General features: G+C 49.8%; 17 protein-coding genes. 5 read left to right on the forward strand and 12 right to left on the reverse strand.

The annotated features are described in order from the left end of the window. Positions 1-16: 16 nt before the first annotated feature. The 4 genes from H6G89_RS04855 to H6G89_RS04870 all read right to left on the reverse strand — a co-directional run bounded on the left by H6G89_RS04855 (position 17) and on the right by H6G89_RS04870 (position 5360). Entirely contained in the window at positions 17-1282 is a 1266-nt protein-coding gene (locus H6G89_RS04855) for an urease accessory protein UreH domain-containing protein (protein ID WP_309229599.1), read from the reverse strand. Between the two features lie 87 nt (positions 1283-1369). Further along, positions 1370-1915 (reverse strand): hypothetical protein, encoded by a 546-nt coding sequence (locus tag H6G89_RS04860; protein WP_190504139.1) that lies wholly within the window; start codon positions 1913-1915, stop codon positions 1370-1372. Then, positions 1912-4068 (reverse strand): cation:proton antiporter, encoded by a 2157-nt coding sequence (locus tag H6G89_RS04865; RefSeq protein ID WP_190504140.1) that lies wholly within the window; start codon positions 4066-4068, stop codon positions 1912-1914. Before H6G89_RS04865 ends, H6G89_RS04860 begins: the two co-directional genes overlap by 4 nt. A 443-nt stretch (positions 4069-4511) precedes the next feature. Next, positions 4512-5360: a DUF6885 family protein gene (locus H6G89_RS04870; protein WP_190504141.1), complete on the reverse strand. Its 849-nt coding sequence runs from the start codon at positions 5358-5360 to the stop codon at positions 4512-4514. Between the two features lie 16 nt (positions 5361-5376). Between H6G89_RS04870 and H6G89_RS04875 the strand changes: the two genes are divergently transcribed. The 3 genes from H6G89_RS04875 (at position 5377) to H6G89_RS04885 (ending at position 6782) form a co-directional block, all read left to right on the forward strand. After that, positions 5377-5520, forward strand: a complete 144-nt coding sequence (locus tag H6G89_RS04875; protein WP_190504142.1) for a hypothetical protein — start codon at positions 5377-5379, stop codon at positions 5518-5520. 55 nt (positions 5521-5575) lie between these two features. After that, a complete protein-coding gene (locus tag H6G89_RS04880) occupies positions 5576-6001 on the forward strand; it encodes a hypothetical protein (RefSeq protein ID WP_190504143.1) in 426 nt (141 codons plus the stop codon). A 469-nt stretch (positions 6002-6470) separates the two neighbouring features. Further along, positions 6471-6782 (forward strand): hypothetical protein, encoded by a 312-nt coding sequence (locus H6G89_RS04885; RefSeq protein WP_190504144.1) that lies wholly within the window; start codon positions 6471-6473, stop codon positions 6780-6782. A 58-nt stretch (positions 6783-6840) separates the two neighbouring features. Here H6G89_RS04885 and H6G89_RS04890 read toward each other — a convergent pair whose 3' ends face one another. Together H6G89_RS04890 and acs are read right to left on the reverse strand one after the other, a co-directional pair. Further along, positions 6841-7551, reverse strand: coding sequence for a class I SAM-dependent methyltransferase (locus H6G89_RS04890; protein WP_199336526.1), 711 nt, complete (start codon positions 7549-7551; stop codon positions 6841-6843). Positions 7552-7585: 34 nt separating this feature from the next. Continuing rightward, positions 7586-9556 (reverse strand): acetate--CoA ligase, encoded by a 1971-nt coding sequence (gene acs, locus H6G89_RS04895; RefSeq protein WP_190504145.1) that lies wholly within the window; start codon positions 9554-9556, stop codon positions 7586-7588. Positions 9557-9736: 180 nt separating this feature from the next. Here acs and H6G89_RS04900 point away from each other — a divergent pair, with 180 nt between their 5' ends. After that, entirely contained in the window at positions 9737-10294 is a 558-nt protein-coding gene (locus H6G89_RS04900; protein WP_190504146.1) for a cytochrome c oxidase assembly factor Coa1 family protein, read from the forward strand. On the opposite strand, the gene H6G89_RS04905 is transcribed toward H6G89_RS04900, so the two are convergent. From H6G89_RS04905 to H6G89_RS04920, 4 genes are all read right to left on the reverse strand, one after another. Beyond that, a complete protein-coding gene (locus tag H6G89_RS04905) occupies positions 10236-11159 on the reverse strand; it encodes a DNA-formamidopyrimidine glycosylase (RefSeq protein ID WP_190504147.1) in 924 nt (307 codons plus the stop codon). The two genes, H6G89_RS04900 and H6G89_RS04905, sit on opposite strands and share 59 nt — an antisense overlap. Before the next feature lie 106 nt (positions 11160-11265). Beyond that, positions 11266-11631 (reverse strand): photosystem I reaction center subunit IV, encoded by a 366-nt coding sequence (locus H6G89_RS04910; RefSeq protein WP_190504148.1) that lies wholly within the window; start codon positions 11629-11631, stop codon positions 11266-11268. Between the two features lie 136 nt (positions 11632-11767). Then, on the reverse strand, positions 11768-12391 hold the full coding sequence (locus H6G89_RS04915) for a DUF6391 domain-containing protein (protein ID WP_190504149.1): 624 nt from the start codon (positions 12389-12391) through the stop codon (positions 11768-11770). Between the two features lie 179 nt (positions 12392-12570). Then, entirely contained in the window at positions 12571-13326 is a 756-nt protein-coding gene (locus H6G89_RS04920; RefSeq protein WP_190504150.1) for a hypothetical protein, read from the reverse strand. Between the two features lie 236 nt (positions 13327-13562). Here H6G89_RS04920 and H6G89_RS04925 point away from each other — a divergent pair, with 236 nt between their 5' ends. Further along, positions 13563-14375, forward strand: coding sequence for an SAM hydrolase/SAM-dependent halogenase family protein (locus H6G89_RS04925; RefSeq protein WP_190504151.1), 813 nt, complete (start codon positions 13563-13565; stop codon positions 14373-14375). Here the strand turns inward: H6G89_RS04925 and H6G89_RS04930 are convergent. Together H6G89_RS04930 and aspS are read right to left on the reverse strand one after the other, a co-directional pair. Then, on the reverse strand, positions 14341-16044 hold the full coding sequence (locus H6G89_RS04930) for an adenylate/guanylate cyclase domain-containing protein (RefSeq protein WP_242059823.1): 1704 nt from the start codon (positions 16042-16044) through the stop codon (positions 14341-14343). The two genes, H6G89_RS04925 and H6G89_RS04930, sit on opposite strands and share 35 nt — an antisense overlap. Positions 16045-16610: 566 nt before the next feature. Next, the gene (gene aspS / locus H6G89_RS04935; protein ID WP_190504152.1) at positions 16611-18398 is read right to left on the reverse strand and encodes an aspartate--tRNA ligase; all 1788 of its coding nucleotides are present in this window, start codon (positions 18396-18398) and stop codon (positions 16611-16613) included. Positions 18399-18419 lie beyond the last annotated feature (21 nt).

The following is an 18419-nucleotide window of genomic DNA, read 5'->3' on the forward strand; positions in this document are numbered from 1 at the left end:
CGGTTATTTGCAGCGTCTATTTATCCAACGGCACTGATTGTCGCTCCGGATGCTCCTGTAGCGGGGTTGGGGTTGGTTTGCGATAACGCACCAGCGATCGCCCCAGCAGGACTGCCAACACAACACCGACCAGTAATCCCGTCAGCAGATAATTCACCCAGGTCAGTTGTAGTTGCCCTAAATAATGAGAACCAATCAAGATGCAATGCGCTGCGGCTAACACCAGTGCAGGAACGGCTAACAGATGGAGCGATCGCCACCAATTTCCTAAGCGTCGCTGGGCTGCATCAAAGCTCGTACAAGCAGCAGGGGTCATGCATACCAGGGCGATCGCCCCAGCGACAATACCCCACTGATGTTGGGGAAGCAAAAAAGCAAACGCATCAAAATTCCAACCCCAACTATGCTCCAGCATATGCAGGGTATGCACTAGAGCCAGCACAAATGCACCAACGCCCAACACTCGGCGGTAGCGCAGTGGTTGCGCCCAGAAACGACTGATGGGACGAGCGATCAACGCCAGGATCAGCAAGAGCAACGCTCCATGCCCGGTGTAGTCGGTCATCGTATCGCCCGTTCGCAACAGAGTGAGGATGCCAATTAACAGGGTGATCCATCCCCCCAGGCGGAATAACTGACTGCGGCGATCGCGACTCATCAGCCCGGTGGAAACCCCTACACCTAGTAAAGTGGGTGCGGTTCCCAGTCCAAACGCCAGCATCGTTGCGCCTCCCCACCAGGGATTACTCGTCTCAGCCGCTTTGATCTGCGCGGCATATAAGAAACCACAGGGCACCAAGCCCCACACCAAGCCCAACAGCGCAGGCGTCCACCAGTGCGATCGCGCTGAAACCTTCAACATCAACTGGCTGAGGCGATTGTGCAAATTGCCCTGAGCCATCGGGTGGGCGATCGGCAATTTCGGCAAAAAGTTCGGGCTAATCTGAGCCAACCCAAACCAGATCAACAAAATACCTGTAACAACTGCCATCAACCGTCGCAGGTCACTCCCTACGCCCGCCATCTGCCCACCCGCCACCAGGACTGATCCCAGTGCGCCAATGCCTGCCCCCACCAGGGCATAGCTCACTACTCGCCCCAGATTCAGCAACCCATGAAAGTAAAACTGTCTCACCCAGGAGGGCTGAGTTTCATCGCCTTGCGACAACGAAAAAGCTGCTGTGATGGGGCCACACATTCCCACGCAGTGACCAAAACTTCCCACAAAACCCAGGGCAGCAATGAGTAACAGATCCAGCATGATCGCTTTGATAGCAAGCATCCCATTTTAACGTTGAAGCGTTAGGGAGGGCAGATGAAAAAGGCTGAAGGCTAAATGTGAAGCCAAAGCGAAAGATTGGAAGTAATCTTAGTGCCCCTCTAAAGTTGTCTCAATCACCTCTCGTTCTGCGGTGAAGGTCAACTCAGTCGAGCCAAGGGTGAGTTGTCCAGTCAGTTCTGTGACGGGTTCACCGATGAGAGAGCCTGCTACGGTTAGGGGAATGGCGGAATTGGTGGAATCTTGTGCCCCAAGCTGGCACTCTGCCAGGTCTGCGGTACCAGATAGAGTAATCTGCCCCTCTTGCCAGCGTCCGGTCAAGGATGGTTGTTTGCCAAGAGAGGCATTTTCTTGAGAAGTGTCTGATTCAGCCTCAACCAGGGTTAATGTGCCGTTGAGATACACCCCCGATTGTTGAATCACCAGCACCAGACGATGCGAAGCAGTTTCTCCTTTGGGGTAATCGCCTTCAGGGCATCCCACCAGCGGTTCGTTGATCAGATAGTGTCCATTAACATTTGGAGGGGCTTTCAAATGCCTTTCCCCATAGGCACTGGTCAGGCGAAACAGGATCGTGACGGAGCCGATCATGACCCCATAAAACAACAAAGACTTGGGTTGAAAGTGGCTACTCATGGGGAATAGGAAGAATAGGGAAGAATCGAGGTGAGATGGGGTGTGACCTTACTGTAACGGCGTGTAATCAAGAGTGAGGATTGGCAGTGCACCGCCAGTTGGTCGGTGTAGTAACCCAGCGTTTGACGCTCAATCCCCCATTCACGGGAGGCACCCGCAATGGTGAGGTCAACGCTTTTTGAGGCTTCCACCGCTGCCTGTAGAAAATCGCTTGACTCCAACACTGGAAAGGTAATGCGATCGCGCAAATCGGTGGGTAGTTGTTGCATCACACTACGAAACTCATAGCTCAACTCGCTGGGTTGTTGATCGTTTGAGGCGACTCGCAAAATCGTTAAATAACAGTTGGGGTTGCTAACCATAATTCGCAAGGCTAACTCTAAGCCCAAATCATTATGAATATTGGCAATGTAGGGCACCAGCAATTTTTCTAGCTTTTTAGAGTGGCGATCGACAAATACAGCCACATCTGTTTTTGCCGTACTGAGGATCTGCCCCACCCGACCCCCCAAGCGGTTGTCACTAAAGGCTGGGCGGTGCCACCCCACGAGGACTAGATCGGCTTGATCAATACTGGCGATCAGGGCAGTCTCCCGCGCCACATCATGACCGATTCGCACGATGGGATGAACGAGGGATTGCGCCGAAACAGGTTCAAGGGACTGAATCAGCTCTTGTAATTGAGCTTGCTGTTTTGCCACAATGCGCTCAGCCTCGGCAGGCATACTCTCAAACACATAATCCTGATCCAGTTGAATCAAGTTCAGAGGATGCACCACTGCTCGCAGAGGTTCAGTGCCTGCGATCGCCACCGCCAGTTGCACCAACCCCTGCTGAGTACTGGGATTCGCAACCGGAACCAGAATTCGATAAATCATCGCTGGATCGATCGCGGCCTCAGCGATTTCAGCAGGTTCTACTAAATCTTGTCGGATCAGGTCTTTAGAATAAGTCCACTCCAACAGGGGGGATGTCATAAACGTGGTCACCAACGCCATGATCACCAGCATCGTAAACAGCAACGGCGAAATCACTCCCAGACTCAAGCCAATGTTGAGCACGATCAACTCCGTCAAGCCACGGGTATTCATCAACCAACCCAGCGCAGAGGCTTCTCGCTGTTGCAGCCCACACACTCGTCCTGCAACATAAGTGCCGATGTATTTGCCCCCGATCGCCACCAGCAGCACTGCCCCACACAACAGCCACAAACCGGGTGTGTTCAGCAAGCCAATCTGAGTGCGTAAGCCGCTATAAGCGAAGAAAATGGGCAACAAAAACGTCAGTACAAAATCCTCTGTTTTCAGTGCCAGTTCCCGCGTTAACCCATCGTTTTTGGGCATGACGGCACCCAGGAGAAACGCTCCAAAAATCAGGTGAATGCCAATCACTTCGGTAATCAGGGCAGAGGCGACCACCCCCATGTAAATGCTTGCCAGCAAAGATTGGGTTAGCTTACCTGTGCGATCGTAGTGCTTTGAGAGACGCTTTAAGAACGATCGCCCCACTGTCACCATAAAGGCGATATAAAGGGCTGAAAATATCAGCGTCGGCAATGCCGCTATCATGCTGTTAGTGCGGGTCACGGCGATCGCGGCTGCCAGCAAACACCAGGCTGTCACATCATCCACCGCTGCACAGGTCAGTGCCAGCGTTCCTAAACGGCTCCCCTGCAAGTTGTTCTCTGTGATGATACGGGCTAACACCGGAAACGCCGTAATCGACATCGCTGACCCCAAAAACAGCGCAAAGGCAGTAAAGGAGACGCTGTCGTTAGACACCAACGGATAGAGCAACAGAGCCAGCAACGCCCCCAACGAAAACGGCACAACGATACTGACGTGGGAGGTCAGAATTGCCACCTCTAACTGCCCCTGAAGATATCTGGGATTTAGCTCCAAGCCAATCAGAAACATGAAAAAGATGAGTCCCACTTGAGACAGGATGTTCAAGAAGGGAATCGTCTCTGGTGGAAAGAGCGTAGCTGCCACCTCAGGAGCCACTAGCCCAAACAGAGAGGGTCCCAGCATGATCCCAGCCACAATCTCACCAATGACCAGGGGTTGTCGCAACGATCGGAAGCCTAACCCCACCAGGCGGGATAGACCAATGACGAGTAGAACCTGTAGCAGGACGAGAACAATGCTTGACATGTAGGAGAAACAAGAAGAGAGAAAATAGAAGAAGGAAGAGAGAAGAAAGAAGAAGGAAAAAGAACGATCTGTAGGGTGCCGGGGTATGTCAATTAGAATGTGGCTGTTACCGTTCCCATCCGCCTGCACATCCATGGCGGGCTCCTTTCCAAAGCCCACTAAAGTGGACTGAAAACCCCTCCTAGTCTGCTAAAGCCGACTTCATCCCATGAGCCCACACTTTAGTCGCGGGTGGGTTAGAGCGAAGACAGAATAGGGTTTTACACAAAATTCTGGACACACCCTCACTTCATCACTCCATCACTGAACTCTCAGCACCATTGACCCCTGATCATTGACTACTGACTATGACTACTGACTATTGACCATTGACCACTAACCCCCACCATTAATTAACTGCAACTCCCTTCCCTCTTCATTCTTCATTCTTCTTTTTTCCCTCTTCATTCTTCTTTTTTCCGATACGGCGTGCCATTGTCCCAGGGCTCGATCGCCCATCCCTGTTGCCGACACTGCTGTTCTACATCAGGTTGATGATGAGTCGCGACAAACAAAAAGATTCCGCCTTCCGTACCATCGTCTCGATTTAAAGAAGCAGCGATCGCCTCTGGTGGTTGCAGATGATAGCCATCCCAACCCAGGATGGGGTAAGTATCCCGCACGATGACCAGCGATCGCGTTGTGCCTTTGACAATGCCTGCCAGAGTGACGAAATGCCCCACACTCCAATCAGCGGGTGACGGTTGAATAGGATTACCCTCAAGGTGGGCGATCGCATCCTTTAAACTCAACCGCGATCCCCAAAAAGACCCGGTGCGGACATTTGCCAGAGGTACGGCTTCCCAGTGGGAAAAGGAGTGGCATAAGCGCAGCAGTGTTTCAACTTGTGGGGCTGTCCAGGTTGTTTGCAGGGGGATCAAGGCGTACCCACCAGAAGATGCCTTCAGCGTTGCCTCCATTAACCCCAAAGCCGAGGTTCCGCCTAAGGCTGGAGGGCAAGTAGGTAGGGCGATCGCATAGTCCTGCCGTGACGAGGCTCCGGGAGGCACCCACTGTTGAGGATCATCGCCAATCGGCAAAACCGAGCCTGCTAATTGCCCTAATCGAGCAGGGTCAATATCGCTCACTCCATAGGCTTTGAGGAGTATTGAAACCCAGTAGGGACCACACAGGTTATCCGGTTGCTGCCCTGCTATTTGGTGCGGTTCCATCAACCGCAGTGATCCTGGAAGCCACTCAATCTGTTCACTAATTTGAGCCAATTTAGGGGTAATAGGTGCCAAGGAGTTCATCAAAGGTTAAGAGTCGATGCATCGATTTGCGCAACAGCATCACCATCGCCTATTTACTTCGAGAAATCTACTCTGTCTACGTAAATTTGTTTTGCCGCTTCTCATCGGAACAGGTGACGGAGCGATGCCAGTTTCTCTAAAAGCGATCGCCCCTCCATAAAAGTTCATGTCAAAATTTGATAAGCTAAGCTACCACTAACCCTCTAACCTTGTCCGTGAAACGAATCCCATGGCTTTCCTTATCTCTATTACTGATCGCCTACAGCAGCTTTAGCTGGTTTTTATACCAATCCACCGCCACCTGGATTGTTTGGCTAATTGCGCTCAGTTTTGCATTGACCCAAGCCCTGTTACTGACTGCCTTCCTTCAGGGCTTTCGGTTTTTTGTAAAAGGCTGGTTAAAGTCAGATATTGGCTACTTTTCTGTGATTTCAATAGGGGCTTTTTCAATCGCAGCTATTCTCGTCTGGATTCATGTGTTTGAGTATGTCCTTCTGCTGATTGCCGCTGAAGTTTTGGCTCGAATGGATCTACAAAATGCTGGTTTTAACCAGTGGCAAGCGTTAGGAGTGCTAACCTTAGTCTCAATATCAGGCTTATCTGTTGGCTATACAGCGCAAGAGTTAACTTTCAATCTCTAGTGAGTTATCTCGGTTCTGGTTGACTGACAAAAGTTTTGAACCCCCTGTTATTGTGTGCTGAGGCTGGCAAATTATAACTTTGGTCAAAAAGCTTAGGACAAAGGCAATGGGGCAAACATTGATTCTAGGGAGCTTTCCGACTCGCCTCTACCCCATCGAATGGAGCAGAAGCATAAATTTGCGGTTATCCGACCAATCTCAGTCTTCAAGCAATTAAGTGCTGCATGAGCCGTTGATCTGCTCTTAGGATTGATATGCTGTCGTGAGAATTGGGTTACGTTTTTTTAAGACAAGGCTCAACCAAACCAATGGACACTGAAGAAATCGGCACACATCGCAAAGAGATTTTTGCCAATGTCGAACACACTAGGGTTAGCGTTTAACTGTCCTTGCCCTTCAGCCTTGCTGTGGGGCAATTTTTGTTGGTTGTGTGGCTGTGTTTATTTAATACAACGCAAGAGGTAACATCGTGAAAATTGTCTGGGAGCGAAGCGTTTACGTTGGCAATGTTCCAGTTTTCTGTACCATTTGCGGTCATCAGTCCTATCCCATTCGGAGTAAAAATCAATTGCTGCTTGCGGTGTTGTACGACAAACAGGGAGTCGTACGAGGTGAAGTCTGCCGTGACTGCGTTGCTGCTGGCTCCGAAGGCATCAAAGCACGTCTGCACGAGCGAATTGAAGCATTGCAAACCAAAATGGCAGAATTGCAACTTGTCGCTCAAGAGGACGTAGAAACTCCCACCCTGGAGCAGGAATTTCAAGTTCATCGAGGACAGTAATTAGACAAAAGGGGGTAGCAGGGGAAACGAGTGGTCGGAGAAAAGATGACACGGGTCATTACAAATGCCGAATCACTAACATTTGATTACCCCCTTTCTGCAATTCATACTCCACAGGGGCAATGTCTACGAAGTAATTTTGGGCTTTGAAGGAATCAATAATCGCATCCAGAAAAAGCGGACGTTTTAACATCAACGTCACTAATGGAAAGATCCTCACTTCACGACTCACTCTCAACATTTCGGTGATGGCGTCACGGTGAAATAGCTCGTCAAAATGATCGGCATAAAGAAACAGAAAGTGAGAACACAACGCCAGGTCAAACTGCTGATCAGAGAATTCTAGTTTTGGTAACTCACCAACTTGATATCTGCCCGTTTGTTTACCTCGCTCATAATCCTCAACAAAGGTGTGAATCACCTTTACCCGGTTCCACTTCAAATCCCCCGGAGACTTGTGATACGACCAGACCCAATCATCCGGGGTGTTTCTAATTTGCTGAATGATATCTTCTAAAACTTGATTAAATCGCTCCAAGATCTCTAAACCGCTGAACTGATAGAGCGGATCAACCGAGATAACCGATTTATTGCGCTGAGTCATTTCAGCGTTGAAGCTAGCTGGGCCATCCCCCACACCGAGAATGCGGCGATCGCAATCCTCTTCCGTCAGGTTAAACATCTTGACATACTCATCCCGCGATCGCCCAAAGGGGACGACCTGTTTTAAGACCATCGTCATCCGAACAATCTCCTCTAAAACCAACATAGAGACGCGATTAATCGCGTCTCTATGTTGGTTTCTATGCTCCTTCGCGGAGTTTATCTAACACGCTGCGATCTTCTAGTGTCGAGGTGTCGCCTGCCACCTCTTCACCTGCCGCCAGCGATCGCAACAACCGCCGCATGATTTTGCCCGATCGCGTTTTGGGTAGGGCATCACTAAAGCGAATTTCCCCAGGACGGGCGATCGCCCCAATTTCCTGAACAACGTGCTTCTTCAGTTCGTTCTTCAACTCTTCTGAGGGCTTAAAGGAACCTTCGAGCGTAACAAACGCCACAATGTCGTTACCCTTCACCTCATCCGGTTTGCCGACCACAGCGGCTTCTGCCACGGCTGGATGCGACACCAGCGCAGACTCCACCTCCATCGTGCCCAGACGGTGTCCGGCAACGTTGATCACGTCATCCACACGACCCATCACCCAGAAGTAACCATCTGCATCACACCGGGCACCATCTCCCGCAAAGTACAGGTATTGCCCATCCCGTGGAGGAATGTGCTCCCAGTAGGTGCGACGGAAGCGATCGGGGTCGCCATACACCGTCCGCATCATCCCCGGCCAGGGGTGCTTCACGGCCAGATAGCCCCCCTCATCCGCAGATACAGGATTGCCATCCAAATCGACCACCTCTGCCAAAATGCCAGGAAAGGGACGTGTGGCAGATCCAGGCTTGGTAGGAATCGCACCCGGCAGTGGGGTAATCATAATGCCCCCGGTTTCGGTTTGCCACCAGGTATCAACAATCGGGCACCGCTCACCACCAATGACGCGGTAGTACCACATCCAGGCTTCGGGGTTAATGGGTTCGCCCACGGTGCCCAATAGCCGCAGGGAGGAGAGATCACGAGCGTTTGGCAGGTGCTCACCCATCTTGATAAAGGCACGAATTGCCGTTGGAGCCGTGTAGAAGATGTTCACTCCATGCTTCTCGATGACATCCCAGAAACAACCGGGATTTGAGGGGCGGGGTGCCCCCTCATACATCAATGTCGTGGCTCCATTCGACAGGGGGCCATAGACAATGTAGCTGTGACCTGTGATCCAACCGACATCCGCCGTACACCAATAGACATCGTTGTCCTGGATATCAAAGATCCACTTGGTGGTCATATGGGTGTAGAGGTTGTAGCCCGCTGTGGTGTGAACCACTCCCTTAGGCTTGCCCGTACTGCCAGACGTGTAGAGAATGAACAGCATATCTTCACTGTCCATCGGTTCGGCGGGGCAATTTCCAGACACACCCTTTTGCAGGTCATGCCACCAGTGGTCGCGTCCTGGCTCCATGTGAATCGACTGGGCGGTACGCTGCACCACCAGCACATTTTCAACCGTGGGAACGACTCCCTCTGCCAGAGCTTTATCCACCTGATCCTTGAGGGGAACGATCGCATCCTTTCGCCAACCACCATCTGCCGTTACAACCAGTTTGGCTTTGCCATCGATCAGGCGATCGCGCAATGCCTCTGCACTAAATCCACCAAATACAACGGTATGGGGCGCACCGATGCGAGCACAGGCCAACATGGCGATCGCTGCTTCAGGGATCATTGGCATATAGATGCCCACCACATCTCCCTTACCGACTCCCAGTTGCTTCAGCACGTTGGCAAACTGGCAAACCTCCCGATGCAGTTGGGCATAGGTCAGGGTACGGGAATCTCCGGGCTCGCCTTCCCAAATCAACGCTGCTTTGTTGCGTCGCCAGGTAGTCAGGTGGCGATCCAGACAGTTGTAGGAAATATTAGTCTTGCCACCATCAAACCATTTAGCAAAGGGGGGTTGCCAATCCAGCACGGTGTGCCATTTCTCAAACCAGTGCAGTTCCTGAGTTGCTAAATCTGCCCAAAACTTTTGCGGATCAGCTTTTGCCCGCTCATACAACTGTTCATACTCCTCCAAACTTTTAATCCGTGCTTGCTGTGAAAAAGCGGAAGGAGGTTGAAATAAACGGTTTTCGTGAAGAATTGATTCAATCGTGGATTCTGACATGGTGCTTGATTTACTTGGAGGGAAGGGAAATATATCACTGTGATTTACCCTTTCAAAACGATACTTTTTTTCATACCCCGCTTGTAGGGGATAGTATCTTTTCTTTAACTTCTGGTTAGAGTTTATAAAAACAATTCGTTTGCCATTACACTTCATCGTTTTTTGTATTCAAACACCCCAATGACCACTGATCAGCAACCCCCATCAACACGCAACCGACGACTCTGGCTGATTCCGTTAGGGTGTGGTTGTGGCTGTGCAGGTTTAATAACAGCCATTATTTTGGTGAGTGTTTTTGGGATTTCCTCCTTGTTTCAAGGGTTGTTGAAATCCTCTGGAGCCTATCAGACCTATCAAATGGCATCTGAGCGACTCAAAACCAATCCGGCAGCGATCGCCGCTTTGGGTGAACCCGTTTCCCCAGGGTGGGTGAGCAATGTCAAAACCAACGAAACTCCTACCGATGGTGTAACCTGTCTGCGGTTTGGCGTGAATGGGTCTAGAACGAGTGGAACAGCGTATGTGGAAGCCGAGAAGGTTAGAGGAGCCTGGAATTACTACCACTTCACGCTAAACGTGAATGGTCAACCTGAACCTATAGTGCTCGTCAAACCTCCCGCCGATCGCCCCCCGTCGCTCTGTCCCGACTTCGATACAGAAACAGACCCTTCTTTGCCTCCTATCGCCCCTTCGACTGACAGCGTTCGCAATAATGCGCCGATCGCCCCGCTAACTTGATGCGAAGAATCGGAGTCTCACACACGCGGCAGGGTTCTCCTTCGCGATCGTAGACCCACGCTACATGACCGTAATTGCCGTTAATTCCTTCGACATCGCGAAAATCGCTGAAAGTGGTTCCCCGTGACGCGATCGCCGTTTGCAGCACTTGTAGAATAGCCGCGTGGAGTTTTTGAATATGGCGGGGTTTCAGCTGGCTACACAGCGTTTTGGGTTGAATGCCACTGAGAAACAACGCCTCATCCGCATAAATGTTGCCAATGCCTGCCACAATCGTCTGATCGAGTAGGGCATTCTTGATGGGGCGATCGCGCCCCTTGAGTTGTTGCGTGAAGTAATTTACCGAAAAAGCCGCCGACAATGGCTCTGGCCCCAATCGCGCCAAGCCCAACATCACCTGATTGGGCGTCAACTCTGGCGGTATCCACCACATTTGCCCGAACGTGCGCTGATCGACAAAGCGCAATTCCTGATCGTTCTCAAAAAACAGACGCACACGACAATGCTTTTGCAATGGAGATGTCTGAGACAGCCACAACAGTTGTCCCGTCATCCGCAAATGCGCCCCCAACCAGCCACCAGAGGAGTGGGTTGAAGCGGGGTCGAATTGATCCCCCCTACCCCCCTTCATAAGGGGGGTGCTGTTTAATGAGGCTTCAGCAGGCACTAACTCCGCCAGCAGATACTTCCCACGACGATGCCACTGGGCGATCGCTGTACCTTTCACTCCCTCCAAAAAGTCCACTAAAGAAATCGGGTGGGCAATGGTGCGATCGAGCAACACATCCCCACCCTGAATGGTTTGACCGAGGGTGACTTGGTTTAAACCGCGTCGAACAGTCTCAACCTCAGGTAATTCGGGCACAACTTAAAACAATAAAGATCTTCTACAAATTTAGATCTTTTCACGAAAAAGGGTGAGTGCTGAGCACCCACCCACTTCAATCTGAAAGAGATCTGAAGAACAAACCTTAGCGAGATTCCGTTCCCTGGTTAGGTGAACCTTCTTTTGCAGTGGTGTCTACACCGGGTGCTTCTGCTTCGGCACCAGGTCTAGTATCCTGCTTGATGGCTCCCTGACCAGTTCTACGAGTCATAGGCTCAACTGTAGTTTGCTTCCCGCCTGAAGGGGTTTTCTTGGCGGTAGGTGCGCCAACTTCTTCCACTTCAGCCAACGAAAAATTGTTGGTATTAACGCCTGCGTAATTAACTTTGTCAAAACGAACGATAACGGGGTACTTGATGCCGCTTTGATCGATAGAAGCGACCGTGCCCACATCCTTAAACCAATAGGACTCTTTACGGAGAATCCGAACTTTGGAACCGCGTTGAACCATGAGTGTTTTCCTTTCCGGTTATTAAGCTTGAACTCATAACGGTATGTGTTACCCAGAGTACTACTCAAGATGGACAATTTATTTATCTTCAGCTTTAAGTTTTATTGCTGATTGTGACCATCTTGATCAAGCTTTATCAATACTTTTGCGGCTCCACCCAACGCACACGAACGAAGTGAACTGGGCGACCCCAGCGATCGCGACTGGTGCTGATCTCTTCAATTGCCAGGTTAAACGGGATAGAAGTCGTAACATATTGTTGCACGATCGCCCCCACATCCGGAGCCAGTTGCGCCCCCGCGATCGCTGCCATACCCAACCCTGCCAACTGCTCGATTGGGCCTTTGGGAATCAACCAGGTAATGCCCAACGCCAATCCGGCAGTTAACAGCACCCCCACTGACAAATTTGTGCCACAACGGGGGTGTACTGCCAGATCCCATTCCCCATGCGTCAACCGTCTCAAGGCAACATAAACGGCTCGATGTAGCTCTGCTGAATCCACTGCACCATAAAGATAAAATCCCTGATCGGTTGACATACCTCCTAACAAGCGACTGGCAACAGCAGTCTGTGTAGAAGGCGATTCACCCAATACCCAAACGGTCGCGTGCTCTAACGCATGAACCTGACGCAGCATCAGCATTTCTTTCAGACCAGGGATAAAACTGAGTTGCTGAAGTAGCTCGGTATCTTGGGTAAGGTGGGGCGAAAAATCCAATGGAAATGAATTGGATTGGGCGTTGGTGGAAGAAACCATAACACCACTCCTATGACGAAGCTAAAGGTCGAATATCAAAGGGCAAATCGTTCCTTCAACTCTAGCGAAGCTCTAGAACGGTGACTACTTTGTCACAATTATTTTTCATACTGAAATGGGCAGATGTTAAACACCTGCCCACCTCTACGGAAGATTGAATGATGTTAATAGAGTAACCTCTATTGGCGAGACGAGGCGATCGCCGCCGCCGCAGGAACGCCAGGCTCAGTTGGTGCTCCGCCTGACCCAACAGAGGTTAAGACCTCAATCCCATTCTCCTCAAAAACGACTACAGGCTCAGCCTGATTCATGTCAATTCGTTTCACCAAAATCTGACCATTTGACAGATATTGACCCGCTCTGACATAGCGACTGGTCGGTTCGTTAGGTGCCTTGACGATAGCGTGTACAGTATTGCCAATCTGCACTACTCCAGTCACCTGTACTGCTCGTGCCAGGTCAGCCTGAGGTGGAGGCGGAACAAAATTTTCAGGCTCTAGCTGAGACGGTGGAAGTGCTCCAGTCCCTGAAGTATCCGGTGCTGGAGGTGCTGCTGGGGCTTGAGGCACCGATGGGGCTTGTGCGGTAGTTGTACCAGTGCGTTCGATAACTGGAGTCGTTGGCAGCAACGCAAATGGATCGGGACGGTTGCGCTGAATACTCCGAAGACGCTGATCCGGGTCAGTAGAGCTGATCAAATCCGGAGGAAGAGTGCCTGCCGGAGCAGCAGGTGAAGCCGTTGCTGTAGGTTGTGTGATTGGAGTGCCTGCCGGAGCCTGTGCCACTGGCGACGGTGCTCCCGGAGCAGGACTGGCAGGAATCGGAGTCCCCGTGGGAGGTTGCCCAACCGATGGATCAGCAGGTGGAGAGCCTCCACATCCCCCAAGCCATAGGGCGAATATTCCTGCTGTTGCAAACAACGAAACGTGACGCATAACCAGTCCCCCCCACAAACATATAGCTATAGAATAATCCAGATCCGTACAAATGATCTTAGGAGACTTACGGAATCCACATATCATAACTGATACTGGTTGACAATACACACATATTTAGTGTCGCAAATGTAAATTCTTCATAGATGATGGCAGGAGCGAAGCCTTCGTTAGAGATTGTAGTTGGGCTACCAAACTTGTTTACCGAATATTTCGCCTGTACACAAGTAATAGTTATGTCTGTCCATTCCGTTCTAACGCTTTTAACAGATTTTGGCGATCGCGATATTTACGTAGGTGCGATGAAAGGTGTAATCGCCCAGGTTAATCCTAATCTCACGGTGATTGATCTAACGCATCACATTCCACCCCAAGACCTCGCGGCGGCTCGGTTTAATCTGATGAGTGCCTACTCCTACTTCCCAGAATCAACGGTACATGTGGCAGTGGTTGATCCGGGGGTAGGCAGTGAGCGACGAGCGATCGCCCTTCAATTGGCGCATGGGTTCCTGGTGGGGCCTGACAACGGCATTTTCAGTGGAGTGCTCGAACAGTCTCCGGCGATCGCCGCTGTTGAATTAACCAATCCCCAGTATTGGCGCAGCGCATCCCCCAGCATGACTTTTCATGGGCGAGATATCTTTGCTCCAGTGGGTGCTCACTTAGCCAGTGGTGTTCCCTTAGAAACATTGGGCAACAGGATTGACCTGGCTACACTGGTTCATCTGCCAATTAACCCCGTCACACAAATGGGCGATCGGATTCAAGGTTGCATTCAATATATAGATCACTTCGGTAATCTGATCACCAACATTCCGGGAAGCTGCATTCGGGGTCACATCTGGTCAGTGCAAGCAGGTTCTTGCATCATCCCCGGACAGCAGACCTATGCTGACGTCGCTGAGAGCGAATTACTAGCCCTTGTTGGTAGTCATAGCTGGATCGAAATTGCGGTGAATCGGGGTAATGCTCGTTCTCAATTGCACTTTAATATTGGCGATGTGGTGAACGTCACTATAACTCCTGCATCAAACGTAAGCCTGATTTGAGGCAACGTTCTAAATAAATTCGGGCGACCTTATCTCGCGGATTTTGATCCAGACAGTTTTCTAGCAGACGAGTTGCTTCCCGATAGCGTCGTTCGTTAAATAGAGCGAGGGCTTCTGTAAATAGGTCTGCGGTGGACAGCTTTCCTTCTCGCAAATCGGGTGGATCGGCATCAAACACTTCGTAAACAGTTACCAGTTCTGATTTACCTTTGACCTTAACCTGATCAATCATGCGGATGGAATATTGTTCCGGGTTGTTCAGCTTTGTTAGTGTTTGATGGCTGATCAGGAGGGTAACTTCATACTCACGAGTTAACTTTTCAATTCGCGCTGACAAATTCACCGCATCACTGATTACAGTGCTATCCATTCGATTCGCACCACCCACAGTTCCTAACATTAATGATCCGGTATTGATGCCAATACCAATTTTAATTTCCGGTTGATTTGAAGCGGTACGTTCCTGATTATATTTCGTTAATTTATTAATCATGGCGATCGCCGCATTGACGGCATCATTTGCCTCTCCATTAAACAACGCCATGATGGAGTCGCCGATGTACTTATCAATAAAGCCACAGTTTTCGGTGATTGCCGATTCCATGTAGCTGAAATAGGAGTTGATGAACTTGAAATTTTCCTTGGGTGTCATCTGTTCCGACAGCGTCGTGAAGTTGCAAATATCGGCAAACAAAACCGACATTTCCAATTGAATTTGATCCCCTAATTCAACATCTACAATGCTGTCTTTTCCTAAAAACTGAAGAAATTCTTTTGGTACAAAACGACTATATGCCTGGTTCAATTTAATCTGGTTTTGTAGTAATTCTTGCAAATGCTGGGAAAGATTTGTATCAGTTGAGGTTTGAAGAATCAGGTCAGAATAGTTTTGTAGCAGGAGATCAGCTTTAGCTGTTGCTCCCCAGTGCACGTAGCCTAAATAGGCATCGGTCATGTAAACTCTGGCGATTTTAGTTCTACCTTGATCGACGTAGAATTTCGCTGCCAATTCATTAGCGATCGCCTGATCTTGCACAAACCCATGGTCTTGAGCCGAAGCGATCGCCTGATCATAAAGCTCCATTGCGGCTAGACGATCACCTGAAATTCGAGCCATCTCAGCACAAATCAAGATGTATTTGTGATAGAAACTTTCAGCACAATCATCTGACCATTGTTTTAATTGATTCAGATTTTCTAACAAAAAACCTTGATATTGTTCTCGTGTATCTAGCTCAACCTCTACAGAGAGAGCCGCTAAAATTAAGGAAGAGTAAAAGTAATATTCTGCTTTTTCTGAAGTGTCTGAACGAGTCTGGACAACATCTGCTAATACTTCAGCTACTTCCAAAGCATGAGTATATTCCTCAAACAGATAAAACCGTTGTAGTTCAGTAATGTGATAAAGGTAAAAAGCCGTGTTAGAGCGTCTTTCTTGAATCAACTTAACTTGTTCTTTAGACCAGTTGTTGTTATGAAGATCGATCGTAGAATCACCCGATTCTTGAAGGAATAAGATTGCTCTTTGAAGGATAAGTTGAGCCGAATTGTCAGAGTGATCTTTATTCTTAATCAGGTAGCTGTTAATCGGGTTGGATGGCTGACAGGGGTTATCTAATTTTCCATGTTTGATAAACATTTCTGCGGCTAAACCATGATTGATATTCAAGGAAACACCGAGTTGATCGAACTACTACTCCTTGCAAGAACCTCCTAAAAGATTCGTAGCGATCGCTAGACATACCCTGCTTTAAGACCTGCATAAAGCAAGCTTCAAAAGCATCATGTGGGTTTTACCGTTCGAGCAACGATTGGAGTAGTATGCAGTTTGTAGAGACGTTAACACCTCACTGCTTGATAGGCGTTGACTTACCTAATCAATACAGATTTATCAGTAAAAGATCCGGGCAACCCTGAATAGTCAGTCGTCCAAAACACAGGTTCAGAATGCAGAGCAACTGCTTCTCAATAATGACCCTGATGAAGAGAAGCCAAGAGTCAGACATGGAACGATGAACTATACGTTCAAGAGTACCTTATCTAACGTAAAGTGCAACCGGATTGATGTGCAACCGGATTGATGAACGACTCAGTCAGAACAAGGGGGTGTAGAGGCAGTGCCCCAACTAGAGGTTACACCCCCGCACCCCTACCGCAATCAAGCTGGCAGAGTATTAGTTACACCGATCAACCCAATAGGCAAACACAGCCTGCATTGATGTGGTCAACCAAATCCTAGGGTTTTGGCTTAGACACAGTGCTGATGTGCAGTTCTTTGAGTTGTTTATTGTCAACGCTAGAAGGCGCATTGGTCATTAGACAGCGTGCTTGCTGCGTTTTGGGGAAGGCGATCGCATCCCGAATCGACTCCTCACCTGCCAACAACATCACCCATCGGTCTAGCCCATAGGCAATGCCACCGTGAGGAGGAGTGCCGTATTCAAACGCCTCCAACAAGAACCCAAATTTGTTGTGGGCATCTTCGGGAGTCAACCCAATCAGCTCAAAGACCTGCTGTTGCAGTTCCGGTTGATAGATCCGCATACTGCCACCTGCCACTTCAAAGCCATTGAAGACGAGGTCATGAGCGAGGGCACGAGCCGTTTTGACATCGCTCAAATCTTCCGGACGAGGCGAGGTAAAGGGGTGATGCAATGGCTCAAGCCGCTTTTCATCAGGATTCCACTCAAACATGGGGAAGTCGAGCACCCACAGCAGGTTAATTTTATTGGGATCAATCAGCCCCAACTCACGCCCCAACACTTGACGCAGGCGATCGAGCGTTTTGTTGACGGTTCCTGTATCTCCTGCGCCAAACAATAAAAGATGCCCTGGTTTGGCATTGGTTCGTGCCAACAACTCCTGTTTCTGTGCATCGGTCAGGTTGTCTTTAATTGCACCAATGGTATCGATCTCGCCATCTTCTCGCACCCGAATGTAGGCAAGCCCCTTGGCACCTGCTTCTGTCGCTTCTTTGAAGAGATCACCACCGGGTTTGATGCGGACGTTAGAAATGGCATCGTTGCCATCGGGGATCGGCAGGATCTTGACAATGCCCCCTGCGGCGATCGCCCCTGAAAACACCTTAAACCCAGAATCCTTCATTAAGTCAGACACATCCACCAGTTCCAGCCCAAAGCGGGTGTCTGGTTTATCACTGCCATAGCGATCCATCGCCTCAGCATAGGAGAGTCGCGGAAAAGGACGAGGAATATCTACCCCTTTAACATGTTTGAACAAATAGCAAACGAGCCGTTCATTCAGGTCAATCAACTCGTCCTGTGTCATGAAGCTCATTTCCAGGTCAAGCTGGGTAAATTCAGGTTGACGGTCTGCCCGCAAGTCTTCATCCCGGAAGCATCGCGCCAGTTGATAGTAGCGATCGAACCCCGCCACCATCAGAATTTGCTTAAACAATTGCGGTGATTGCGGTAGCGCGTAAAACTCACCGGGGTTGACTCGACTCGGCACCAGGTAATCCCTCGCACCTTCGGGAGTAGAGCGTGTCAGCATGGGCGTCTCGATCTCGATAAACTGCCCCTCATCCTCCAAAAAACGACGCATGGTTTTGATGATCTCATGGCGCAATTGCAGGTTGCGACTCATGCGTTCGCGCCGCAAATCGAGATAGCGATATTTCAGTCGTAGATCTTCTCGCACAGATTCGGTTTCCGCCGCAGACACCTGAAACGGCAACTGTTTACGAACGGCATTTAATAGCTCAATCTGATCGGCATAAACTTCTACTTCGCCTGTTGCCAACCGAGAATTTAAAGACTCTTCAGGGCGTCGGGTAACTCGACCTGTAATTTTCACGACATATTCGTTTCGCAAATCTCCAGCGGTTTCATACGAGTCTGGAGTCCGCTCCGGATCGCTCACAATCTGAGCAATGCCGCTGCGATCGCGCAAATCTAAAAAGATGACCCCTCCATGATCGCGGCGACGATCGACCCATCCACAGAGTGTGACCGTCTCTCCAATATGTTCAGGTCGGAGTTGACCGCAATAGTGAGTTCGCATAGCAAGTGTGTCAGATCTTAA

It is taken from the genome of Oscillatoria sp. FACHB-1407, from assembly GCF_014697545.1.
In the GTDB taxonomy this organism is placed as follows: Bacteria; Cyanobacteriota; Cyanobacteriia; order Elainellales; family Elainellaceae; genus FACHB-1407.